17 protein-coding genes are annotated in these 21,993 nt (G+C 71.1%); 10 read left to right on the top strand and 7 right to left on the bottom strand.

Annotated features, from left to right (window positions below; genetic code table 11):
• Positions 1-264 precede the first annotated feature (264 nt).
• Entirely contained in the window at positions 265-2,307 is a 2,043-nt protein-coding gene (locus GKS42_RS04005) for a thioredoxin domain-containing protein (RefSeq protein WP_154792677.1), read from the top strand.
• Between the two features lie 83 nt (positions 2,308-2,390).
• Positions 2,391-3,281, top strand: a complete 891-nt coding sequence (locus GKS42_RS04000; protein ID WP_154796530.1) for a formylglycine-generating enzyme family protein — start codon at positions 2,391-2,393, stop codon at positions 3,279-3,281.
• A 56-nt stretch (positions 3,282-3,337) separates the two neighbouring features.
• On the opposite strand, the gene GKS42_RS03995 is transcribed toward GKS42_RS04000, so the two are convergent.
• A complete protein-coding gene (locus tag GKS42_RS03995) occupies positions 3,338-4,282 on the bottom strand; it encodes a haloacid dehalogenase-like hydrolase (RefSeq protein ID WP_154792676.1) in 945 nt (314 codons plus the stop codon).
• 163 nt (positions 4,283-4,445) lie between these two features.
• On the opposite strand from GKS42_RS03995, the gene GKS42_RS03990 reads away from it, so the two are divergent.
• On the top strand, positions 4,446-5,945 hold the full coding sequence (locus GKS42_RS03990; protein ID WP_174791031.1) for an arylsulfatase: 1,500 nt from the start codon (positions 4,446-4,448) through the stop codon (positions 5,943-5,945).
• Between the two features lie 9 nt (positions 5,946-5,954).
• Here GKS42_RS03990 and GKS42_RS03985 read toward each other — a convergent pair whose 3' ends face one another.
• From GKS42_RS03985 to GKS42_RS03970, 4 genes are all read right to left on the bottom strand, one after another.
• Complete coding sequence (locus tag GKS42_RS03985; protein WP_154792674.1) at positions 5,955-7,619, bottom strand: SulP family inorganic anion transporter; 1,665 nt, start codon at positions 7,617-7,619, stop codon at positions 5,955-5,957.
• Positions 7,620-7,716: 97 nt separating this feature from the next.
• A complete protein-coding gene (locus GKS42_RS03980; protein WP_154792673.1) occupies positions 7,717-7,995 on the bottom strand; it encodes a HesB/IscA family protein in 279 nt (92 codons plus the stop codon).
• A 142-nt stretch (positions 7,996-8,137) separates the two neighbouring features.
• A complete protein-coding gene (locus tag GKS42_RS03975) occupies positions 8,138-8,818 on the bottom strand; it encodes a GntR family transcriptional regulator (RefSeq protein ID WP_154792672.1) in 681 nt (226 codons plus the stop codon).
• A 92-nt stretch (positions 8,819-8,910) separates the two neighbouring features.
• Complete coding sequence (locus tag GKS42_RS03970; RefSeq protein ID WP_154792671.1) at positions 8,911-9,717, bottom strand: TIM barrel protein; 807 nt, start codon at positions 9,715-9,717, stop codon at positions 8,911-8,913.
• A 90-nt stretch (positions 9,718-9,807) separates the two neighbouring features.
• Between GKS42_RS03970 and GKS42_RS03965 the strand changes: the two genes are divergently transcribed.
• The 7 genes from GKS42_RS03965 to GKS42_RS03935 all read left to right on the top strand — a co-directional run bounded on the left by GKS42_RS03965 (position 9,808) and on the right by GKS42_RS03935 (position 18,906).
• A complete protein-coding gene (locus GKS42_RS03965) occupies positions 9,808-11,976 on the top strand; it encodes an alpha-amylase family protein (RefSeq protein WP_154792670.1) in 2,169 nt (722 codons plus the stop codon).
• A gap of 61 nt (positions 11,977-12,037) precedes the next feature.
• A complete protein-coding gene (locus GKS42_RS03960; RefSeq protein ID WP_154792669.1) occupies positions 12,038-12,916 on the top strand; it encodes a 2-hydroxy-3-oxopropionate reductase in 879 nt (292 codons plus the stop codon).
• Positions 12,913-14,994 (top strand): alpha-amylase family protein, encoded by a 2,082-nt coding sequence (locus GKS42_RS03955; protein WP_154792668.1) that lies wholly within the window; start codon positions 12,913-12,915, stop codon positions 14,992-14,994. Before GKS42_RS03960 ends, GKS42_RS03955 begins: the two co-directional genes overlap by 4 nt.
• Before the next feature lie 149 nt (positions 14,995-15,143).
• On the top strand, positions 15,144-16,454 hold the full coding sequence (locus tag GKS42_RS03950) for an ABC transporter substrate-binding protein (protein WP_210769307.1): 1,311 nt from the start codon (positions 15,144-15,146) through the stop codon (positions 16,452-16,454).
• Between the two features lie 31 nt (positions 16,455-16,485).
• Positions 16,486-17,397 carry a carbohydrate ABC transporter permease gene (locus GKS42_RS03945; RefSeq protein WP_154792666.1) on the top strand — a complete coding sequence of 304 codons (912 nt, stop codon included), beginning with the start codon at positions 16,486-16,488 and terminating at the stop codon, positions 17,395-17,397.
• Positions 17,398-17,399: 2 nt separating this feature from the next.
• Positions 17,400-18,302: a carbohydrate ABC transporter permease gene (locus tag GKS42_RS03940; RefSeq protein WP_154796529.1), complete on the top strand. Its 903-nt coding sequence runs from the start codon at positions 17,400-17,402 to the stop codon at positions 18,300-18,302.
• A gap of 262 nt (positions 18,303-18,564) precedes the next feature.
• A complete protein-coding gene (locus GKS42_RS03935; protein WP_154792665.1) occupies positions 18,565-18,906 on the top strand; it encodes a hypothetical protein in 342 nt (113 codons plus the stop codon).
• A 16-nt stretch (positions 18,907-18,922) separates the two neighbouring features.
• On the opposite strand, the gene GKS42_RS03930 is transcribed toward GKS42_RS03935, so the two are convergent.
• Together GKS42_RS03930 and GKS42_RS03925 are read right to left on the bottom strand one after the other, a co-directional pair.
• On the bottom strand, positions 18,923-20,932 hold the full coding sequence (locus tag GKS42_RS03930) for an MDR family MFS transporter (protein WP_154792664.1): 2,010 nt from the start codon (positions 20,930-20,932) through the stop codon (positions 18,923-18,925).
• A gap of 133 nt (positions 20,933-21,065) precedes the next feature.
• On the bottom strand, positions 21,066-21,965 hold the full coding sequence (locus GKS42_RS03925) for a phosphotransferase family protein (RefSeq protein WP_154792663.1): 900 nt from the start codon (positions 21,963-21,965) through the stop codon (positions 21,066-21,068).
• Between the last annotated feature and the right edge of the window lie 28 nt (positions 21,966-21,993).

Raw genomic sequence — 21,993 nt, 5'->3', positions numbered from 1 at the left:
TTCCTCCCCGTGTCTGCGCAACCGGGTCCGTACCCGGTCCTGTGTTCGCGGGGGTTGTTGCCGGCATGGCCCAGGCCGCCCTCAGTCCCTTACCCGATCCGTCGACGTCGGTGCCGACGGACCGTGGTCTCCCCCGTGAGAAGGCCATGGGAGGCGACGATAGCCCGCCCCGTGCCGCGGCCGAAAGGAATTCCCGGACATCGGCTGATCCCGCCGGCGTGCGCCTCGGGTGCGCCACACCCCGGCGAGGTGAGACCGTGGCGTATGGCGAACCGACTGGCCGCAAGTACCTCGCCCTACCTCCGCCAGCACGCGGACAACCCGGTGCACTGGCAGGAGTGGGGCCCCGAGGCCCTCGCCGAGGCCCGCGAGCGGGACGTGCCGATCCTGCTCAGCGTCGGCTACGCCGCCTGTCACTGGTGCCACGTGATGGCGCACGAGTCGTTCGAGGACGACGCCGTGGCCGACGCGATCAACGAGCAGTTCGTCGCCATCAAGGTGGACCGCGAGGAACGCCCGGACATCGACGCCGTGTACATGCGCGCCACCCAGGCGATGACCGGCGCCGGCGGCTGGCCGATGACCTGCTTCCTGACCCCCGGCGGCGAGCCGTTCCACTGCGGCACCTACTACCCGAAGCCCCAGTTCCTCCAGCTCCTGCAGGCCGTGACCGAGGTGTGGCGGGACAACCGGTCCGCGGTCGTGGACGGCGGCGCGAAGATCGCCGACGACCTGCGCGCGCTGGCCGACGTCGGCGCTCCGATGCCGATCGACGAGGCCAGGCTCGCGGACGCCGTCGGGCAGCTGAGGCTCGACTTCGACCCTCGCCGGGCCGGGTTCGGCTCGGCGCCGAAGTTCCCGCCGTCGATGGTCCTCGAGTTCCTGCTCCGGCACGCCGCGCGGACCGGGTCCGAGCGGGCACTCGCGATGGCCGAGGCGACCTGCACCGCGATGGCTCGCGGCGGCATCTACGACCAGCTCGCCGGCGGCTTCGCGCGCTACTCGGTCGACGCGGCCTGGGTGGTGCCGCACTTCGAGAAGATGCTCTACGACAACGCCCAGCTGCTGCGCGTGTATCTGCACCTGTTCCGGGCCACCGGCTCCGAGCTGGCCCGGCGCGTGGTCACCGAGACCGCCGGGTTCCTGCTGCGCGACCTCGGCACCGCCGAGGGCGGCTTCGCCTCCGCGCTGGACGCGGACACCGACGGCGAGGAGGGCCTGACGTACGTATGGTCGCCCGCCGAGGTGGCCGAGGTCCTCGGGCCCGACGGCGTCGCCGCGGCCGAGCTGTTGGGCGTCACCGCCGAGGGCACGTTCGAGGCGGGCCGCTCGACGCTACGGTTGCTCGGCGAGCCGCCGGAGCAGTGGCCCGCCTGGCGGGCGGCCCTGCTGGCGGCCCGGTCCGCGCGACCGCAGCCGGCCCGCGACGACAAGGTGGTCACGAGCTGGAACGGCCTGGCGATCGCGGCACTGGCCGACGCCGGGGCGCTGCTGGAGCGGCCCGAGTGGGTGGCCGCCGCGACGCGGTGCGCGGAGTTCCTGTTGGCGGCGCACGTGGTGCGGCAGACCTCGGGCTCCCGGCTGCTGCGGACCTCCCGCGACGGCGTCGCGGGTCCGGCCGCCGGGGTGGCGGACGACTACGGCAACCTCGCCGAGGGTCTGCTCGCCCTGCACCAGGCCACCGGTGAGCGACGCTGGCTGGACGCCGCCGAGGCGATCCTCGCCACGGCGCTGGCCCACTTCGCCGACGGCGCCGGCGGCTTCTTCGACACCGCCGACGACGCCGAGACGCTGGTCATCCGCCCCCGTGGCCTTGGCGACAACGCCGAGCCGTCCGGCACGTCGGCCCTGGCCGGGGCGCTGCTGACGTTCTCCGCGCTCACCGGCCGGTGGCGGGCCGAGGCCGACGCGGCGATCGCGGCCGGCGGCGAGGTGGCCCGGCGGGACGCCCGGTTCGCCGGGTGGACGCTCGCGGTCGCCGAGGCCGCGGCGGCCGGCCCGGTCCAGGTCGCCGTGGTCGGCACCGATGAGGTGGCCGAGGAGATGGTCCGGCTCGCACGGTCCAGCACCTCACCCGGCCTGGTGCTCGCGTACGGGCCGCCGGAGGTCGACGCGCAACCGGCCGGCGGCGAGGCAGCCCCTGCCGGCGGGTCCGCCCCGCGGCCCCACCCCCTGCTCGCCGACCGGCCGCTGCTGCGCGGCGGGTCCGCGGCCTACGTGTGCCGTGGATTCGTCTGCGACCTGCCCGTCGCAACCAGCGCGGACCTGCGCGGCGCGCTCGACGCGAGCACCGCCGTCGGGCATTGAGCGGCCCTGCCGGCACCACGCCTAGAATCGCGTTCGCCGCCCAACGAAGGAGTCCCATGGTCATGACGAGCACGCACCACGACATGGTCCGCCTCGACGGCGGCACGTTCCTGATGGGGTCGGAGGACTTCTACCCCGACGAGCGGCCGGTGCACGAGCGCGAGGTCGCTCCGTTCTGGATCGACCGGCACGAGGTCACGAACGCCGCGTTCGGCCGCTTCGTGGACGCGACCGGCTACGTCACGGTGGCCGAGCGCGAGCTGGACCCGAAGGACTTCCCGGGTGCCGACCCGGCCGACCTCGTCCCCGGTGCCATGGTGTTCACACCGACCGACGGCCCGGTCGACCTGCGGAACTGGCGCAACTGGTGGCGCTGGCAGCCGGGCGCGTACTGGCGCCGGCCGTTCGGCCCGAACTCCTCCGTCGCCGACCGCCTGCAGCACCCGGTCATCCACGTGGCCTTCGAGGACGCGACGGCGTACGCGACCTGGGCGGGCCTGCGGCTGCCGACCGAGGCCGAGCACGAGTACGCGGCGCGCGGTGGCGTGGACGGCGAGCGGTTCGCGTGGGGCGACGAGCCCTATCCCGGCGGCGTCGCCCAGGCGAACACCTGGCTCGGGCGTTTCCCCTACGACAACCAGGGCGTCGGCGACGCCGCACCGGTCGGGTCCTACCCGGCGAACGGCTACGGCCTGTTCGACCTGATCGGTAACGTCTGGGAGTGGACGTCGGACTACTACACGCCGCGCCACCTGCGCCTGTCCGACAACCCGGTGGACCCGGGCAAGCGCACGAACCTGCTCGCGACCGCCAGCGCGCAGGAGGGGTTCGCGATCCCCCGCCGGGTGCTCAAGGGCGGGTCGCAGCTGTGCTCGCCGGAGTACTGCCTGCGGTTCCGGCCCGCGGCGCGCTCGCCGCAGGCCGAGGACACCGGCATGTCCCACATCGGGTTCCGCTGCGCGAAGGACGCCTGAGCGGCGCTTCCCGCGCATGCCCGACGGCGCAGCCCGGCTCGTGCGGTCGGACCGCCTCAGTCCTGGTGGTCGCCGGCCGGGAAGACCTGCGACCAGTCGTCGCGGACGCTGACCACGGTGAACCCGTGCGCCGGCGCCGCGTCGATCGCCTTCTCGGCGCCCTTGGTGTACGGGGTGTCACCGCGGTCGGTGTCGTCGTCGTGGTTGACCAGCAGTGCGAGACTGCGCGGGTTGCCCTGGGCGAACCGGAGCATCGGGATGTCCCCGTTGGAGTTGCCGGCGGCGAGGATCGGCCGCCGCCCGGTGCGCATCCAGATCCGGACCGGCTTCTCGGGGCCGTCGTCGAAGAACGCCAGGGCGCTCTTGTAGCGCACCACGTTGTGCTCGGCGTCGTACTCCAGGCCGAGCCCGGTGCCGACCACACGCTGGGTCGGGATCCCGTAGTAGTCCTGGGCGATCAAGCGCATGAAGTCGCGTTCGCCCCCAGAGACGATGTAGGTCCGGAAGTCGTGGGCGTCCAGCAGCCGGATGAGCTCGACCATCGGCTGGTACACCGTGTGGGCGTAGGACCGGTCCAGCGTCAGGTGCCGCGCATCCCGGAAGAACGCCGCCACCGACGCTTCGTACTCCTCGACGCTCGAGCCGGCGCTGGCGGCTGACACCGCCGCGATGATCAGTCCCAGGTCCGCGTCGTCCCCGGCGTAGTGCTTGTCCACCGCCGCCCCGAGCCAGGCCAGGTCCCCGGAGACCGCGGCCAGGTACGGCTGCTTCTCGGCCAGGCTCGGGTCCGCCTCCGCCGCGGCCTTCCACTGCTGCAGCACGTAGTGCAGCTGGACCACCATCGGCTTCTCGGTCCAGAGCGTGCCGTCGTTGTCGAAGACCGCGACCCGGCCCTCGGGTGGGACGAAGTCAGGGCTGCCCTCGGTGGTGACGGCGGCGACGAACTCGGTGATCGCCGCCCGGGTGGGGCCCTCACGCCAGGACGGCAGGGTTTCGGTCATTGTCGGTTCCCCTATCCGGACGGACCTCACGCCGCCCACGTTCGCCGAACGCTACGGATGGCAGCGGACCGCGGGCTCACCCGGGACGGATGATCTGTGCGGCCGGCCACGGTGATTCGATCATCGCGGGGACTTTCCCGCCGCCGAACCGAGGGAGCTCATCGTGGCAGACAAGCCGAACATCCTGATCATCTGGGGCGACGACATCGGCCTCACCAACCTCAGTACGTACTCCGACGGCGTGATGGGCTACCGAACACCCAACATCGACCGCGTCGCCAGCGAGGGGGTGAAGTTCACCGACTACTACGGCGAGCAGAGCTGCACCGCGGGCCGGGCCGCCTTCATCACCGGGCAGAACCCGTACCGCACCGGGCTGACCAAGGTCGGCATGCCGGGGGCCGATGTCGGCCTGCGCGCAGAGGATCCGACGATCGCCACGGCGCTCAAGGCGCAGGGCTACGCGACCGGTCAGTTCGGGAAGAACCACCTGGGCGACCGGGACGAGTTCCTGCCCACGATGCACGGCTTCGACGAGTTCTTCGGCAACCTCTACCACCTCAACGCCGAGGAGGAGCCCGAGCACCCCGACTACCCCTCACCCGAGGAGTTCCCCAACTTCCACGACCGGTTCGGCCCGCGTGGGGTCATCCACTCCTGGGCGAACGGGGACGGCACCCAGCGGATCGAGGACACCGGCCCGCTCACGAAGAAGCGCATGGAGACCTGCGACGAGGAGTTCCGTGACGCCGCCGCGGACTTCATCCGCGCCAAGGCCGACGACGAGACACCGTTCTTCGTCTGGTTCAACGCGACCCACATGCACTTCCGGACGCACGTGCGCGAGCAGGACAAGGGCCGGGCCGGCCGCTGGCAGTCGGAATACCACGACGCGATGCTCTACCACGACGACGTCGTCGGCAGCCTGCTCGACCTGATCGACGAGCTCGGCCTCGCCGAGGACACGATCGTCATGTACTCCACGGACAACGGTCCGCACATGAACAGTTGGCCCGACGGCGCGATGACCCCGTTCCGGAACGAGAAGAACTCGAACTGGGAGGGCGCCTACCGGGTGCCCGCGATGGTGCGCTGGCCCGGGCACATCCCGGCCGGGACGACGCTGAACGGCATCGTCAGCCACAACGACTGGTTCGTCACGCTGCTCGCCGCCGCCGGTGACACCGACATCGCCGACCGGCTGGCGGCGGGGACCGAACTGAACGGCGTCGAGTACCGGGTGCAGCTCGACGGCCACAACCAGCTCGACTACATCACGGGCGCCACGGACGAGAGTCCACGCAACCACTTCTTCTACGTCTCGGACGAGGGCGACCTCACCGCGCTGCGCTTCGACAACTGGAAGATCGTGTTCCTCGAGCAGCGCACCGAGGGCACGCTCGCCGTGTGGCTGGACCCGTGGGTCGAGCTGCGGGCGCCGAAGATCTTCAACCTGAGGACCGACCCGTTCGAACGGGCCGACCGCACGTCCAACACCTACTACGACTGGATGATGTCGCGCATCTTCCTGCTCGTGCCGGCCCAGGCGTACGTGGCCTCGATGCTGCAGACGTTCGTGGAGTTCCCGCCGCGCCAGGAACCGGCCTCGTTCACCATCAATAAGGTGATGGAGAAGCTCAGGAGCTCGGCCGGGAACTCCTGACGCCTGCCGTCAGGTGGGTTCTCGGCCCGTTGCGGCGGCCAGTGCGTCCTCGACGCTGTCATGGACGCGACCGGCCGCCGCCATCCCTTGGTACCAGGTCACCTTCCCGGCGACCTCGACGGCGGAGTCCGGCAGCCTGGCCAGGTGCAGCTCGACGCCGTGGCCGGCCAGGTCCCGGTCGAGTTCCTCGAGGGCGCCCAGCACGGTCATCGTGACCACGTCGAGGCGCTCGACGTCCAGGACCAGGGTGTCGATGGGCTCCTCCTGCGTCGTGGCAAGGGCAACGATGGCGCGCTCGTTCTCGAGCGCGTTCGCGGTGTAGAGCCCACGCCCGAGGTGGACCGCGAGGGCGCCGCCCCGGCGAACCACGCCGTCGAGCCTCGGGATGTTCAGCTCGCGCAGCACGAGGACGAGGGTCAGCACCACGCCCAGGCCGACCGCAGCCAGCAGGCCTGCCGTGAGACCCACGGCGGCCACCGCGCTCGCGATCCAGAAGTCCCGCGGGCTGATCCGGGCCCACTGCACCAAGGTGGGGATCTGGATCAGGCCCGCGACGGCGACGAACACCACGGCCGCGAGCGTCGCCTGCGGGAGCAGGCTCAGCACCGGGCCGAGGAACAGTGCGACGGCCACGGCGAGCGCGACGGTCACCAGGGCGGAGAGCTGCGAGCGAGCCCCCGCGCCCTCGTTCACGGCGCTCTGGGAGAACCCGCCGGCGGCTGGCATCGCACCGAACAGGCCACCGGCGAGGTTCGCGGCGCTCGCGGCGAGGAGCTCGGCGTCGCTGTCGATCATCGGCTCGGTCGGCTTGCGGATGCCCTTCGCCACGGCTGCGGTCTCCATGAACACCATGACCGCGATCGCGAGTGCGCCCGGCGCGAGCGCGCCGAGGTGGGTGAGGTCCGGCAGTCGCGGTACCGGCAGCCCGGAGGGCACCGGGTCGATCAGTTCAAGGCCCGCCTCGCGTGCCGACGTGAGGGCGACGATCAGGATCCCGGCCACGACGACGAGCAGCGCCCCCGGGACCCGTGGCGCGAACGCCTTGAGCAGCACGATGGCGAGGATCGATCCGATGGACAGCGCCACGGTCACGCCGCTGATGCTGTCCCACGCCTGCACGACCGCGCCCAGCCCGCGGAAGAATCCCTCGCCGCTGACGTTCACGGTCTCGCCGAGGAGCTTCGGCAGCTGCCCGACGGCGACCGTGGCGCCGACCCCGATCTTCAGGCCGAGCACCGTGGCGTTGCTGATGTTCTCGACGAGCGAGCCGAGCCGGAGCAGCCGTGCGGCCATCAGCACGACGCCGACCAGCAGCGTCAGGGCCGCGAGCGAGCCGAGGACGTCCCCCGCGTCGTCGGAGCCGGCGGCGACGCCCGCGGAGACCAGCGTGGTCGCGGTCAGGGTGGCGATCGTCGACGTCGTCGACACGCTCATGGCCCGGCTGCCGCCGAGCAGGGCGTACACGACCATCGGGACGATGCACGTGTACAGCCCGATCTCGACCGGCAGGTTCGCGACGGTGGCGTAGGCCATGGCCTGCGGCACCACGACCGCCCCCGCGGACAGACCCGCGGTGACGTCCTTGCCGAGCCACCGCCGTCGATATCCGACGAGGGTCGGCAGCAGCCAGGCCGGTCGGCCGGTTGCGGTCGCGGTCCCGCTCGCGGAGGTCATAGCCGCGGACACTACGCGGGGGCTGCCGGGCCCTGCCTCATCCCGTTCGGGGTACTGTCCGTCGCCGGCCGGCCCCTCGGCCGACCGGCACGGGTCCCTAGCCCTGCTCGCGTAGGGTGAAACCGGTGCCCTGATCGGTGGTCGCGGCGTCGAGCTCCTGCTCGGCGAGCAGCGCCGCGGTCTCGGTGGGCACGAAGACCCGGGCCCCGGCGTTCTCGATGACGTCGTCGCCGGCCGCGGGCTCCGGCGCCAGTGCCATCTGGAGCTCGCTGCCGTTCTCGGCCATGGAGATGCGTACGCCGCCCTCCTCGGGCAGGCCCGACTCGGTGGCGATGGTCTTGATGGCGGTCCGGGCGTTCTCGGTCAGGGTGAGCATGGGTGCTCCCTCTCGTGACTTCGATGGGGACGCTTGACGGCAGCGTAGAACCACGCGCGTGCGCCCTGGGCTCTTCCACCGTGACCCAGGCCGGACGGCCCTGCAACTCGGGAAGCCGAACGGCCTCGACCGCCGAGGAGGGTCAGGCCGGGGCTTCCTCGCGCGAGGCGACCACCTGGGCGAGGACCCGGTCCCGCGCCTGCTGCAGGTGGTGTGCCATCTGCTCGCGAGCTGCGGCGCGGTCGCCGTCCTCGATCGCCTTCAGGATCAGCGCGTGCTCGGCCGCCACGGTCGACGGGGTGGTGCGCCGGTGCGCCTTGAACTGCCCCATCGTCAGGTGCACCTCGCCGCTGACCATCTCGTAGACCCGGGACAACCGAGGGCTGTCGACAGCGTTGATGAGCGCCCAGTGGAACTCGATGTCCGCGACCACCTGGTCGTCGAACGCCTTCGCGCGGACCGCGGACTCGATCGCCGTCTGGGCCTTGCGGGCCGCCTCCGGCACGGTGCGTGCCTGCGCCAGCCGGTCCGCGGCGGTGCACTCGAACATCTCGCGGGTGAAGAACAGGTCGGTGATGTCGACCTCGTCGAGCTCGGGCACCACGGCCGTCTTGTGGGCGGACCGGCGCAGCAGCCCGAGCGCGGTGAGCCGTTCGAGGCAGGCCTTCGCGGTCGGACGCGCGACCCGGTAGTCGTCGGCGATCCGCTGCTCGGTGAGCTTCTCACCGGGGGCGATGTCCCCGCTGATGATCCGGCTCCGGACCGACTCGTAGAGGGCATCGGTGAGCGAGGACGGACCAAGCTGGAACTGCCCTGCGCTCATGCGATCACCTCGGGAGATTGTCTGACGATGAGACGAGTCTAGGGATCGGCCACCCCGCCGTCCGGAGCCACTGTAGGGGATGCCACCGCCGCTCACGGGCGAACCCACGCCAGGGAGTCCGCCGTGGACCCGGTGGGCCGGTACTCGGCGGCGACCGGCCCCGCGAAGCCGGCCACCCGCAGCGCGGTGAACACCTCGTCCCAGGCCAGGTCACCCGATCCGGGCTCGCCCCGACCGGGGGCGTCGGCGATCTGCACGTGCGCGATATGCGCCGCGGACCGCACCGCGGCCGCGACCACGTCCACGCCGTTCATGGCCAGGTGGAACGTGTCGAACAGCAGGCCGACGTTTCCCACGCCCGCGAACGGGCCGTCCAGCAGGGCGATCACGTCCTCGTGCGTGCGCAGCGGGTAGGCCCCGTTCAGCCCGGCGGCGAGCGGCTCGATCAGCACCACCCCGCCCTGGTCGGCCAGGGCAGCGGCCGCGATGGTGACCGCCTCCTGCGCGGTGGCGTGCTGCGCCGTCGGGTCCTCGTCGTCCGCCAACTGGCCGTAGAGCAGGTTGAACCGGTCACAGCCGGTGGCCTCGGCGATCCGCCGCACCGCGGCGACGTTGGCGATCAGCTCTGTCCGCCGGGCCGCGTCCATGGCGATCCCCCGCTCGCCCGCGGGCATGTCCCCGGCGAAGAAGTTCAGCCCGCGCAGGCGCACCCCGGCGGCCTCGATCGCCCGCAGCAGCTCCGACTCCTGCGCGGCGCTCGGCTCGGCGGCCGGGAACGGCCACCAGGTCTCCACCGCCCCGAAGCCGGCGTCCGCCGCGGCCGCGAACCGATCGAGGTAGTCATGCTCGGTCCACAGCAGGGACACGTTGGCACTGAGGTCGTAGCCGAGGTGCTGCACGTCTCACACTCCAAGACTCTGGGCAGTACATGTTGTACTTGCTATCTTGTCAGACAATACTACGAGGACGCCGAACGAGAGGTCGCAACGATGCTGACTACGGATCACGAGCCCGGGCTCGACCCCCTCCCGCAGAACCCCGCCGCCGAGCGCTCGCTGGACTGGTTCCGCACCGCCACCCGGTGGACGCAGCTGACCTTCGTGGAGGACGATCCGCTGCACTTCGACCCGGACTTCTGGATCTCGGTGATGCGCGAGTCCCGCTCCGACGCGCTGTGCCTGAGCGCGGGCGGCTACATGGCGTTCTATCCCACCCAGATCCCGTTCCACTACCGCAGCAGGTACCTCGGGGACACCGACCCGTTCGGCGAGCTGGTCACCGGCGCCCGTGAGCTGGGCATGCACGTGATGGCCCGGGTGGACCCGCACGCGATCCACGCCGACGCCGCGCACGCCCACCCGGAGTGGCTCGCCCGCGACGCCGACGGCAACCCGATCCCGCACTGGGCGTTCCCGGACATCTGGCTGACCGACCCGTTCAGCAGCTACCACCGCGAGTTCATCACCGAGGTCGCCCGCGAGATCGTGCGCGACTACGACGTGGACGCGGTGTTCGCGAACCGCTGGGAGGGGCCGTCCGCGATCTCCTACTCCGAGGGTGCCGAGCGCCAGTTCTTCGACGACACCGGCCTGCACCTGCCGCGCACGCAGGACCGCACGGACCCGGCGTGGCGCGCCTACACCACCTGGCGCAGCCGGCAGCTGTCCGAGCTCGTGGTGCTCTGGGACGACGCGGTGCGCGAGGTGCGCCCGCACGCCCGGTTCATCCCCAACCGTGGCGCGATGCTGACCCGGGACCTGGTCCGCGACCTCGTCGACGACCGGTACCCGATGTTCTTCATCGACAAGCAGGGCCGGTCCGAGAACGAGGCGCTGTGGTGGTCGGGGCGGATCGGCAAGCGCAGCCGGGGCATGTTCCCGGACCGCCCGGTCGCGCTGATCACCTCGGTCGGTCCCGAGCACGGCGAGTACCGGTGGAAGGACTCGGTCGCCGACCCGCACGAGATCGTGACCTGGATGGCCGACGGCTTCGTGCACGGCGCGCTGCCCTGGTACACGAAGTTCAACGCGAACGTGTTCGACACCCGCTGGGTGTCGCCGATCGTGGAGGCTTTCACGCTGCACGAGCGCGTCGCCGGCGTGTTCGCGGGCATGCAGATCACGAGCGAGGTCGCGGTCCTGGACAACGTCCGCCTCGACCCGACGAACCCGTGGGCGAGCCACACCGCCGGCAGCGCGGACGAGGACGGCTTCTACCAGGCCCTCGTCGAGGCTCGGGTGCCGTTCGACTACATCGCGGATCAAGAACTCACCCTCGAACGGCTCGCCCCGTACCGGGTCCTGATCCTGCCGAACTGCCGGGCCCTGTCCGACGCGCACTGCGCGGTGATCCGCGAATGGGTGGCCGGCGGCGGCAGCCTGGTGGCCGCCCACGAGTCGTCCCTCGTGACCGACGACGCCGGCGGCGCGGACCTCGCCCTCGGCGACGTGCTCGGCGTCCGCCTCACCGGGGCCCCGCGCGGGCCGGTCAAGAACAACTACATCACGCTCGACCCGCAGCACCCGGTCGCCGCCGGCTTCGACGGGGCCACCCGGGTGGTCGGCGGCACGCACCTCGTCGGGGTCGAGCCGATCGAGACCCCGACGGCGGCCGGTGCGCCGGGTGATCGCCTCACCTCGGTCCCGTTCCGGTTCGTGCCGGACTACCCGGACCTGCCGATGGAGGAGGTCTATCCCCGCGGCGGGGAGGGCTCGGCCGCGGTGGTCTGCCGCGAGCAGCCGGGTGGTGGGCGCAGTGTGTACCTGGCGTTCAACGTGGGCGAGATCCTCTGGGCCGCGATGCAGCACGACCATGCCCGGCTCATCCAGAACGCCGTCGCCTGGGCGCTCGGCGGCGAACCCCGGGTGCGCGTCGAGGGCCAGGGGCTCGTGGACGTCGCCGTCCGCACGGACCAGACGTCGATGGCGGTGGCCCTGGTGAACCTGAACAACCCGATGGCCATGCGCGGGCAGAACCGCGAGACCATCCCACTGCCGCCGCAGGAGATCTCGGTGGCCCTCCCACCGGGCGCCACCGGTGCGACCGCGCGGCTGCACCTCGCCGACACCCGGGCGCCGGCGCACGTCGCCGACGGCCGGGTCCACGTGAGCGTGCCCGCCGTCGACGTCCTCGAGGTCGCGCACCTGACCTGGACCTGACCGCACCCTGCCCTGCCCTGCCCTGCGTCGAGCGGGGCCACCCTCATCGAAGGAGATACACGTGCAGATCGGATTCATCGGACTCGGCGTCATGGGCGCCCCGATGGCGGCCAACCTGATCGCCGCCGGCCACACCGTCCACCTCCACCGCGTGAAGGAGTCCACCGAGCACCTCGTCGAGGCGGGCGGGCGCCGCGCGACCTCCGCCGCGGACGCGGCCACGGAGGCCGACGTCGTGATCCTCATGCTCCCGGACACCTCGGACGTCGAGGACGTCCTGTTCGGGACCGACGGCGTCGCCGCGGCGTTGCGTCCCGGCACCCTGGTCATCGACATGAGTTCCATCTCGCCGGTCGCCACCCGGTCCTTCGCGGCGCGGATCACCGACGCCGGCGGCGAGTACCTCGACGCCCCGGTCTCCGGCGGGGACGTCGGCGCCCGAGCCGGGACCCTGACCATCCTGGCCGGCGGGACCGCGGCCGCGTTCGAGCGGGCCACACCGTTGCTCGAGGTCCTCGGCGCCACCATCACCCACGTCGGGGACGTCGGTGCCGGCCAGACGGCGAAGGTCGCCAACCAGATCATCGTCGCCCTGACCATCCAGGCCGTGGCCGAGGGGCTGACGTTCGCGGAGGCCGCGGGGGTCGACCCGGCGGTGGTGCGGGAGGCCCTGATGGGCGGCTTCGCCTCCTCGCGCATCCTCGAGGTGCACGGGCAGCGGATGGTCGATCACACGTACGACCCCGGTTTCCGGATCCGGCTGCACCGCAAGGACCTCGGCCTCGCCCTCGGCTCCGCGCGGGCGATGGACCTGCCGCTGCCGCACACCGCCTCCGCGCACGAGCTCATGAGTGCCGCGATCGCCCAGGGGCTCGGCGACGCCGACCACTCCGCGCTGCACCGGGTGCTCGGCAACGCGGCCGGACGGGCCACGACGTGACCGCTCTCAACACCCGGGCCGCCCAGTCCGGCGACCAGCCCGCCAAGGCGAGCCCGGCGACCGAGTGGTGGCGCGCGCCGTTCCGCACGTTCCAGACGAACCTGCGCGAGATCGACGCGGACCTGGACGTCCCCGGCGTGCTGGACTTCCTCGAGGACTTCGGCGCGAACGTCTGGCTGCTGTCCGTGGGTGGGATCGTCTCGAACTACCCGACGGCGCTCGCGAGCCAGACCCCGAACCCGGCCCTGGCCGGGCGCACCTCGGGCGACCTGGTCGGCGACGCGGTCGCGGCCGCGGCCGAGCGTGGCGTCCGGGTGCTCGGCCGGATGGACTTCTCGAAGGTGGACCGGCGCCGCGCCGAGGCACACCCGGAGTGGCTGTTCGTGAACGCCCGCGGCGAGAACCAGGTCTACAACGGCCTGGTCAGCGTGTGCCCGAGCGGGCCGTACTACCAGGAGCAGGTGTTCGAGGTGATCACCGAGGTGCTCACCCGCTATGACATCGCCGGCTTCTTCCTGAACTGGATGTCCTTCAATGAGGTGGACTACTCGCGCACCTACTGGGGCGTGTGCCACTGCCTGGCCTGCCGGGAGGGCTTCGCCGCGTTCGCGCCCGGTACCCCGCTGCCGGAGGAGCCCTCCTCCCCCGGCTACCGGACCTGGCAGGACTACGCCCGCCTCACCCTGGACGACCTCACCGCCCGGCTCCGGGCCCACATCCGCTCCCTAGCCCCGGGCGCAGCCCTGATCCTCGGCGACCGCGCGGACATCGTCTTCCACGAGGCGAACAACGGTGTCGGCCGTCCGCTCTGGCACCACCTCACCGCCGAGCACGTCTCGGCGGCGAAGGCGTACCGGCCGCACGTGCCGGTGCTGGTCAACGCCGTCGGGTTCGTCGACATGCCGTACCGGCTCGCCGGCGAGGAGCCGAACCACTTCGCCCAGTTCCTGATCCAGGCGATCGCGCACGGCGCGGTGCCGTCCACCTACGTGATGGGCCGCCCGAGCGACAGCCCGTACGAGAACATCACCGTGGCCGGCGAGATCACCCGGTTCCACCGCGACCACGCCAACGTCTACGCCGGGCTGCGACCCGACTCGGACGTGCTGCTGGTCCGGGGTGACCGCGTCGGGCCTGACCGCGCCGAGGGCGTCCGCTCGGAGTTCGAGGGCCTGTACCTCACCCTCGCGGAGACCCACCTGCCGTTCGACGTGCTCAGCAGCAGTCGGATCGCCGACCTTGCCGATCTGAGGCGCCCGGGCGACGGCGTCGGCTCGCTCACCGGGTACCGCGTCGTGGTCCTGGCGGACGTGGGCGAACTCGCCCCGGAGGCGGTGGCCGCCCTGGACGCGTTCGTGGCCGCCGGCGGGTCCGTGCTCGCCACCGGCTCGTCCGCGCTCGCCGCGGGCGCCGGTCAGCTGGCCGCGTCCCCGGTGCGTCGCCACCTCGCCGGTCTGACCTCGGTGGAGGCGACCCGGGCCGCCTACGTGCGTCTCGACGGCACCACGCCGTCCGGGCACCCGTGGGGCCGGCCCGCTCCGGTCATCGGCGCCCTGCACGTCATCGAGCCGCATCCGGACGCCTCGGTCGCCCTGCCGACCCTTGGCCGGGCGCCGTACGGCCCACCGGAGAAGTGCTACGGCCACACCGAGGCCGATCACCCCGGCTACGCCGAACGGACCCTCGACGGCGGCACCGTGGCCCACCTGCCATGGACCGTCGGGCGGGTCTACCGCGAGCAGGGTCTGCGCGCCGTGCGCGACGAGGTCGCGACGAGGATCCGTGCCCTGGGCGCCCGCCCGAGCGGCACCGGGATCCCCGAGCAGCTCCAGGTGGTCCGCGGCCGGTCGGACGCGGGCACGGTGGTGCACCTGCTGAACCGCAGCGGTGACGCCGTCCAGCGCTTCCTCGACCCGGTGCCGATCGCGCCGGTCGAGGTGAGTCTGCCGTGGTCCGGACCACCGCCACGGGCCCGGGCGCTCGTGGCGGGCGTGGAGGTGCCGGTGTCCCCGACGGAGGGCGGGATCCGGGTCACGACCCCGACCGTCGGCAGGTTCGAGGTGCTCGTCCTCGAGTAGGGATCCGGAACGCTGGTGGCAGATTGTCAAACAAGTTTGCATGATTCATTGACCGTCAAGTGTTCCGAAACTAGCATCAGTTCAACCGGACGGTCCCGACGACGGGACCGCCGTACTTCACCGATGAGGGAGACGCAACGATGCGTGAGATGAGCCGTAGGAACGTGCTGAAGTTCGCCGCCGTCGCGGGGCTGGCGGGCACAGCCGCCGCCTGCTCGGGCGTGGGTGGCGGCAGTGGTGGCGGGGGCGGCGGGATGGACGCCGGCGGCTCTGCCACGCTGCGCTACGCCTGGTGGGGCAACAACGTGCGCCAGGAGAACTACACGAACGCCCTGAACCAGTTCATGGCGGACCACTCCGAGATCACGGTCGAGACGGAGTTCGCCGAGTACACCGCGTTCCAGGAGCGGATGACCACCCAGATGGCCGCGCGCAACGTGCCGGACCTGTTCTGGGTGCCCTCCGCGCAGGTGATGACCTACTACGCGAACGACATGTTCCACGACCTGGACGGGCTCGAGACCCTCGACCTGAGCGACTACGGCGCCGACGACATCGACGGCCTGCGCCTCGACGGCGTGCACAACACGATGGCGCTCGGGATCTTCGTGCCGGTGGTCCGTTACAACGAGACGATGGCGCAGGCCGACGGTGTCACCCTGCCCGAGGGTGCCGGCTGGACCTGGGACGGCTTCACCGAGTTCGCCATCGACTACGCCGCGAACAACCCGAACGGCAACTGGGCCGTGAACTACGGCCCCGACCACGACCTCACCCTCGAGGCGTGGCTGCGCCAGCGCGGCGAGGAGCTGTGGACCGGGGACGGCCAGATCGGGTTCACCGCCGACGGGATCGCGAGCTGGCTGGACTTCTGGGAGAACCTGCGCAAGAACGGTGCCGCACCGTCCCTCTCGGAGCAGGACGGCGTCGGCGCGGACTGGGCGCTGATCGGCGAGCGGGTGCTGAGTTACTTGGGCAACTCGAACCACATCATCGACGACGCCCAGTTCTTCCCCGAGGCCACGTTCAAGCTCCGCACCATGCCCGTGGCCGCGGACGCCACCCCCGGTCACCCCTACCTGTACACCCCGCGGCTCGCGATCTTCGGCGGCATCGACGAGGCCAACCTCGAAGCCGCGGGCACCCTGCTGAACTTCAGCGTGAACAACACCGACACGCTCCGGATCACCGGCCTGACCATGGGCGCACCGGTGAACCCGCGGGTCGCGGAGGAGGTCGCCGAGTTCGCCTCGCCGGACGAGCAGCAGATGCTCGACGCCGTCGCCCACGACCGGGCGCTGGAGCGCAACCCGCGGTACGAGGCGCCGGCCGGCTCGAGCACCTGGCGCACGATCCTGACCCGCGTCAGCGAGCAGGTGGCCCTGGAGCAGTCGACCACCATCGATGCCGCGACGGCCATGATCGCCGAGCTCCAGGCCGCCATCGACCGCGCGTCCTGACGCGACAGCACCCGGACCGGAGCGATCACTGATGGCCACCGCAACGGCGCCGACCCGGCGCAAGAGCCGACTGAACCGCCAGGGGCGGGCGGCGCACGTCTTCATGCTGCCCTGGTTGGTGGGACTGGTCGGCATCACCGCCCTGCCGACCCTCGCCTCCCTCTACCTCGCGTTCACCGACTACAACGTCCTGTCCAGCCCGGAGTTCATCGGGACCGCGAACTTCGAGCGGATGCTCACCGACGACCGGTTCTGGCAATCGGTCCGGGTCACGCTCACGTACGTGCTGGTCTCGGTCCCGCTCCAGCTCGCGTTCGCGCTGCTGCTCGCGCTGATCCTGGACCGTGGCATGCGCGGGCTGACCTTCTACCGGAGCGCGTTCTACCTGCCCTCGCTGCTGGGGTCGAGTGTCGCGGTGGCGGTGCTCTGGCGTGAGCTGTTCGGCCACGCGGGTCTCGTCAACTCCGCGCTCGCGCTGGTGGGGATCGAGGGTTCGAGCTGGCTGCAGAACCCGCAGACGGCGCTGGGCACCCTCGTGATCCTGAACGTGTGGACGTTCGGGTCGCCGATGGTGATCTTCCTGGCCGGCCTGCGCCAGATACCCGAGGAGCTCTATGAGTCGGCGCGGGTGGACGGCGCCTCGGTGCTGCGCCAGTTCGGCTCCATCACGGTGCCGCTGCTGACGCCCATCATCTTCTTCAACCTGATCCTGCAGACGATCGGGGCGTTCCAGGCGTTCACCCAGGCGCATGTGGTCAGCGGCGGCTCCGGAGGCCCGGTGGACTCGACCCTCTTCTACACGCTGTACATCTACCAGCAGGGCTTCACGGCCTTCGACATGGGCTACGCCTCCGCGCTGGCCTGGGTGCTGCTGGTCTTCATCGGCGTCATGACCGCGGGGCACTTCCTGCTGTCCAAGTACTGGGTGTTCTACGGAGACTGATGATGACCACACAAACCCTCACGCCCAATGCCACCACCACCGGCACGCCGGCCGGTGGGCCCACCCGGCGCCGGCCCCGCCGGTGCGGGCGGTCCGTCGCCAGGCACGCGGGCCTCGCGGTGTTCGTCGCGTTCATGCTCTACCCGCTGGTCTGGATGGTCACGAGCGCGTTCACGCCGGAGAGCGAGATCCTCACCGGCCCGCTCATCCCGGAGCAGTTCACGCTCGAGAACTTCGTCAACGGGTGGAACTCGCTGACCCGCCCGTTCTGGGTGTTCTACGGCAACTCGTTCGTGGTCACGATCAGCTCCATCGTGGGCAACCTGTTCTCCTGCTCGCTGACCGCGTACGCGCTGGCCCGGCTCACCTTCAAGGCCCGGAACCTGTACTTCGGGATCGTGCTGGTCTCGGTGATGCTGCCGATGCACGTCCTGGTGATCCCGCAGTACATCATCTTCTCGCAGTTCGACCTGGTGAACACGTTCGTGCCGCTGGTGCTGCCGAAGTTCCTTGCCACCGACGCGTTCTTCATCTTCCTGATGGTCCAGTTCATCCGGGGCATCCCCCGCGAGCTCGACCAGGCCGCCGCGATCGACGGCGCCGGGCCGTTCCGCACGTTCTGGTACGTGATCTTCCCGTTGATGCGACCGGCCCTGGTGACCACGACGATCTTCACGTTCATCTGGACCTGGAACGACTTCTTCACGCCGCTGATCTATCTGACCGACCAGTCCGTGTTCACGGTGCCGGTGGCCCTCAGCTCGATGGTCGACGCCGAGTCGAACAGCGGGATCGGGATGCTGCTCGCGATGTCCGTGCTCTCGCTGATCCCGATCATGCTGTTCTTCGCGTTCGCGCAGAAGTACCTGATCCGTGGCATCACGACCACGGGACTGAAGGGGTAGTCCTCGCCGAGTGCGGGTTCGGGTGGCGGGAAGGGGAATGTCCGGACGCTCGGTATGGTTACACCACTGACCGGCGAGACGCGCACCATCGATGGATGCGCCGTCGGCACCCCTTGAACGCGGCGGACACGCCCGGGCAGCACGCGCGACATTCCACGCGCGAGAAACCCCGGAGCCGAGCGCCGCTCGAGACATATCGGATGCGGCCGAGCGCCGTCGCCGGTCGGGTGCCGCCGCCGACACCGAACCTCAGGAGACACCCATGACCACCATGCTCGAAACGACCACCCACACCACCGACCCCACCATCGCCGCCGTCAGGGACGCCGTCGGGGCCCTCGCCGAGGCGACCGGCCTGCCGAGGCGACCCGTCCCCGTCGCCTTCCTCGACGACGGTCGTCGGCTGTTCCTCGTGACCGACTCGGTCCGCGGGCAGCGGCTGCGCTCGTGGGGACTCGAGATCCGCACCGATGACGACCTCATCGGCGCTGACCAGTCCGTCCACCTCGCGGTGCGCTCGACCCAGACCCCGACGGCGGACGCCGCCGAGGCCGCCGCTCGTTACCTCCTCTCGGCGACCGAGCCGGCCCGACGCCCGGTCTGAGGGACAGTGCGCGGGCTCAGCGCCCGGTGAGGACGTCGCTCGGGTCGGCCAGCAGCTGCGCGGTAAGCTGCTCCACCAGCTGGTCGACCTCGGGCTCGTCGCCCCCCGGCCACTCGGCGACGTAACGGCGCAGCCGCTCGCGCTCCCGCTCGCGGAGCTCCTCGGCCACGGCATCGCCGGCCGGGGTGGACACGACCGTGTCCCCGTCGAGCCGGACGAGTCCTCGGGCCGCCAGCTCTTCGGCGATCTCACGGACCCGGTCGGCGGACGCGCCGCTGCGTTCGGCCATCGGCTCGACCGACCGCGTGCCCTTCAGGGAGACCCTGGTGACCATCCAGCACTGCTCCGGGGTGAGGTCGTAGTCGCTGTCGATGACCCGGTAGACCTGCAGCGGATCACGAACCCCGACGCGCCGCCACAGGATCATCCGCAGCTCCTCGAGCGAGGTGCGCGAGCTCGGCAGCGCGAACGACGAACCCGCCGCCTGCCCCGCCGTCACGGCATCGCCGCCGCGGGTCGAGGTGCGCAGCTCGACCTCCGGCAGGAACCAGGTGAGAGCGAACGCGATCACCGCGACCGGGACCGCCCACAGGAAGACCGTGTGCAGGGAGTCCGCATAGGCATCCAGGAACCAGTCCTGGACGTTCGCGGGGCACTGGTCCAGCGCCTGCGTCGAGGCGACGAGCGTCTCGGGGCCGCACGCGCCCTGCGCCTGTGACGGCACTGCGGTAGCAAGGTTCGCAGTCAGCCGGTTCGCGAAGATCGTTCCGAACACGGCGACCCCGATGGATGAGCCGATCGTCCGGAAGTACGTCGTACCCGACGTCGCGGTACCCAGGTCCCGGTAGCTCACGGCGTTCTGGACGGCGATGACGAGGACCTGGGTGACCATCCCGAGCCCGGCGCCGAGCACGAACATGCTCAGTCCCGCCTGCAGCGTGGACGTGTCCCGACCCATGAGGGAGAGCAGGTAGAGCCCGCAGGACGTGATCGCGGTGCCGAGGATCGGGTAGATCTTGTAGCGTCCGGTCCGCGTGATCAGCTGTCCGGACCCGATCGAGGTGATGAGCAGCCCGAGCATCATCGGCGTCATCTCGAGCCCCGACTCCGTGGGGGTCGACCCCTTCACCGTCTGCAGGTACAGCGGCAGGTAGGTGATCGCGCCGAACATCGCGAAGCCGACCGCGAAGCCGATCATGGCGGCGACCGTGAACACGCGACTGCTGAACAGGTGCAACGGAAGCACCGGCTCGGGGCTGCGTCGTTCGACGGCGATGAACGCGATGATGCCCGCGACGGCGGCGGCCACCATCAGGTACACGGGGGCGGAGTTCCACGCCCAGGTGGTGCCGCCGAGGCTCGTCACGAGCACGATCGCCGTCGAGACTCCGCCGAGCAGGATGATGCCGGCGTAGTCGACGCGGGGCTTGCGACCTGCCTCGATGTGCGGCAGGACCGCCGCCACCACGATCAGGGCAAGGATCCCGACCGGGACGTTGATGTAGAAGACCCAGCGCCAGTCGAAGTTGTCCACGAAGAACCCGCCGAGCAGTGGCCCGGCCACCGAGGAGACGCCGAAGACGGCACCGAAGAGGCCCTGGTAGCGGCCGCGTTCCCGAGGCGGGACGACGTCGCCGATGATGGCCTGCGAGAGGACCATGAGACCGCCGCCGCCCACCCCCTGCACGGCGCGCCACGCGATCAGCTGGCCCATGGTCTGCGACGTGCCGGCCAGGACGGAGCCGGCCAGGAAGATGAGGATGCAGGCGATGAACAGCGCCTTGCGACCGTAGAGATCGCCGAGTTTGCCCCAGAGCACCGTCGTCGCGGTGCTCGCGAGCATGTACGCGGTCACCACCCAGGAGAGGTGCTCCGCCCCGCCGAGGTCGGAGACGATCGTCGGCAGCGCCGTCGCGACGATCGTCTGGTCGAGCGCGGCGAGCAGCATCGCGAGCATGAGGCCGGCGAAGATCGTTCGGACCTTCCCGACCGGCAGGGCCTCGGCTGAACTCGTCGTCGACGCCATCGGGTGCCTCCCCGTCGCTGCCTGCGAGGTCGCTCGCTCGCCCCGCTGCCCCTGGACGAGTCTGGCACCATCGCCCGCGCTCGGCGCTGTGAGCCGATGGTGCCCGTGCGGAGCCGGGCGGCGACCGCTGGAATCAGCCGGCGGAGCGCAGTACCTCGACGATGAGTTCCTCGACCCGTCCGCGCATGCCGGCCTGGTCGACCGGCACGCGACCGCCGACCTGGCGCGGGATGAACTCCGGCCACGCCGGCGAGAAGTCGAGCAGTTCGGACATCAGCCACCCCGGATCGACGCGCGTCCCGGTGATCGCCTCGTAGTGCGCCACGAATCGCCCGGCCCGGTCCGGCCCGTACAGGACGGCAAGGTTGAGGGCGCAGTGGCCGACGTCCCGACCAGCTTCGGCCACCCCACTCATCGTCCAGTCGACGACGCCGGTGAGCCGTCCCCGGCTCCAGAGCAGGTTGAAGTGCTGGTAGTCGCCGTGGCCGAACACCTCCCGGACGGGAGCGGCGGCGGCGCGCGCGAGGGAGAGTGCCTCGTCGCCGTACGGCAGGTCGGCCAGCCAGGCGCGCCGATCCGGGTCGTCCAGGTCGACCCACTTCGGGCTCGCCTGCTGGCGCGGATCACGTGGCTGATCATGGATCAGCGCCAAGCGGGCGGCGACCTCGCCGGTCCACTGGGCGATGTCGGCGGGACGTAGCTGACCAGCACCGGGGAGGTGGGTCATCAGGTTGGCGGGTCGACCGGTCCACTCCCCCGCCGGGTCGGTGGCGATCAGCTCGGGGGTTCCGACCCCGCGGCCGCCGAGCAGGCTGAGCGCGGTGGCCTCCCGGCGCACCGAGTCGCGCTGCCAGTCACCGTCGTTCGGCCAGCGCCGCAGGACCACGGCGGCCACGTCTGCGCCGGTGAGCTCGACGCGGAACATCGCCTCGGACAGGCCTCCGGGCAACGGGACGGTTGCGGCGATCCGAACGTCGCGGCCGAGCACGTCACGGATCCAGCTCAGGACTCGTTCGTCGTCGGGACTCGTCACGACTCGGCTCGACGGTCGGTTCGGGGAC

Source organism: Occultella kanbiaonis, assembly GCF_009708215.1.
Lineage (GTDB): Bacteria > Actinomycetota > Actinomycetes > Actinomycetales > Beutenbergiaceae > Occultella > Occultella kanbiaonis.
The sequence above is the reverse complement of the archived record's forward strand: the minus strand, read 5'-3'. Positions and strand labels throughout refer to the sequence as shown.

What these genes read in the sequence shown, in the direction of transcription:
- GKS42_RS04005 (WP_154792677.1), top strand. Translation starts at nt 265, where the DNA reads ATGGCGAACCGACTGGCCGCAAGTACCTCGCCCTACCTCCGCCAGCAC.
- GKS42_RS04000 (WP_154796530.1), top strand. Translation starts at nt 2,391, where the DNA reads ATGGTCCGCCTCGACGGCGGCACGTTCCTGATGGGGTCGGAGGACTTC.
- GKS42_RS03995 (WP_154792676.1), bottom strand. Translation starts at nt 4,282, where the DNA reads ATGACCGAAACCCTGCCGTCCTGGCGTGAGGGCCCCACCCGGGCGGCG.
- GKS42_RS03985 (WP_154792674.1), bottom strand. Translation starts at nt 7,619, where the DNA reads ATGACCTCCGCGAGCGGGACCGCGACCGCAACCGGCCGACCGGCCTGG.
- GKS42_RS03980 (WP_154792673.1), bottom strand. Translation starts at nt 7,995, where the DNA reads ATGCTCACCCTGACCGAGAACGCCCGGACCGCCATCAAGACCATCGCC.
- GKS42_RS03975 (WP_154792672.1), bottom strand. Translation starts at nt 8,818, where the DNA reads ATGAGCGCAGGGCAGTTCCAGCTTGGTCCGTCCTCGCTCACCGATGCC.
- GKS42_RS03965 (WP_154792670.1), top strand. Translation starts at nt 9,808, where the DNA reads ATGCTGACTACGGATCACGAGCCCGGGCTCGACCCCCTCCCGCAGAAC.
- GKS42_RS03950 (WP_210769307.1), top strand. Translation starts at nt 15,144, where the DNA reads ATGAGCCGTAGGAACGTGCTGAAGTTCGCCGCCGTCGCGGGGCTGGCG.
- GKS42_RS03945 (WP_154792666.1), top strand. Translation starts at nt 16,486, where the DNA reads ATGGCCACCGCAACGGCGCCGACCCGGCGCAAGAGCCGACTGAACCGC.
- GKS42_RS03940 (WP_154796529.1), top strand. Translation starts at nt 17,400, where the DNA reads ATGACCACACAAACCCTCACGCCCAATGCCACCACCACCGGCACGCCG.
- GKS42_RS03935 (WP_154792665.1), top strand. Translation starts at nt 18,565, where the DNA reads ATGACCACCATGCTCGAAACGACCACCCACACCACCGACCCCACCATC.
- GKS42_RS03930 (WP_154792664.1), bottom strand. Translation starts at nt 20,932, where the DNA reads ATGGCGTCGACGACGAGTTCAGCCGAGGCCCTGCCGGTCGGGAAGGTC.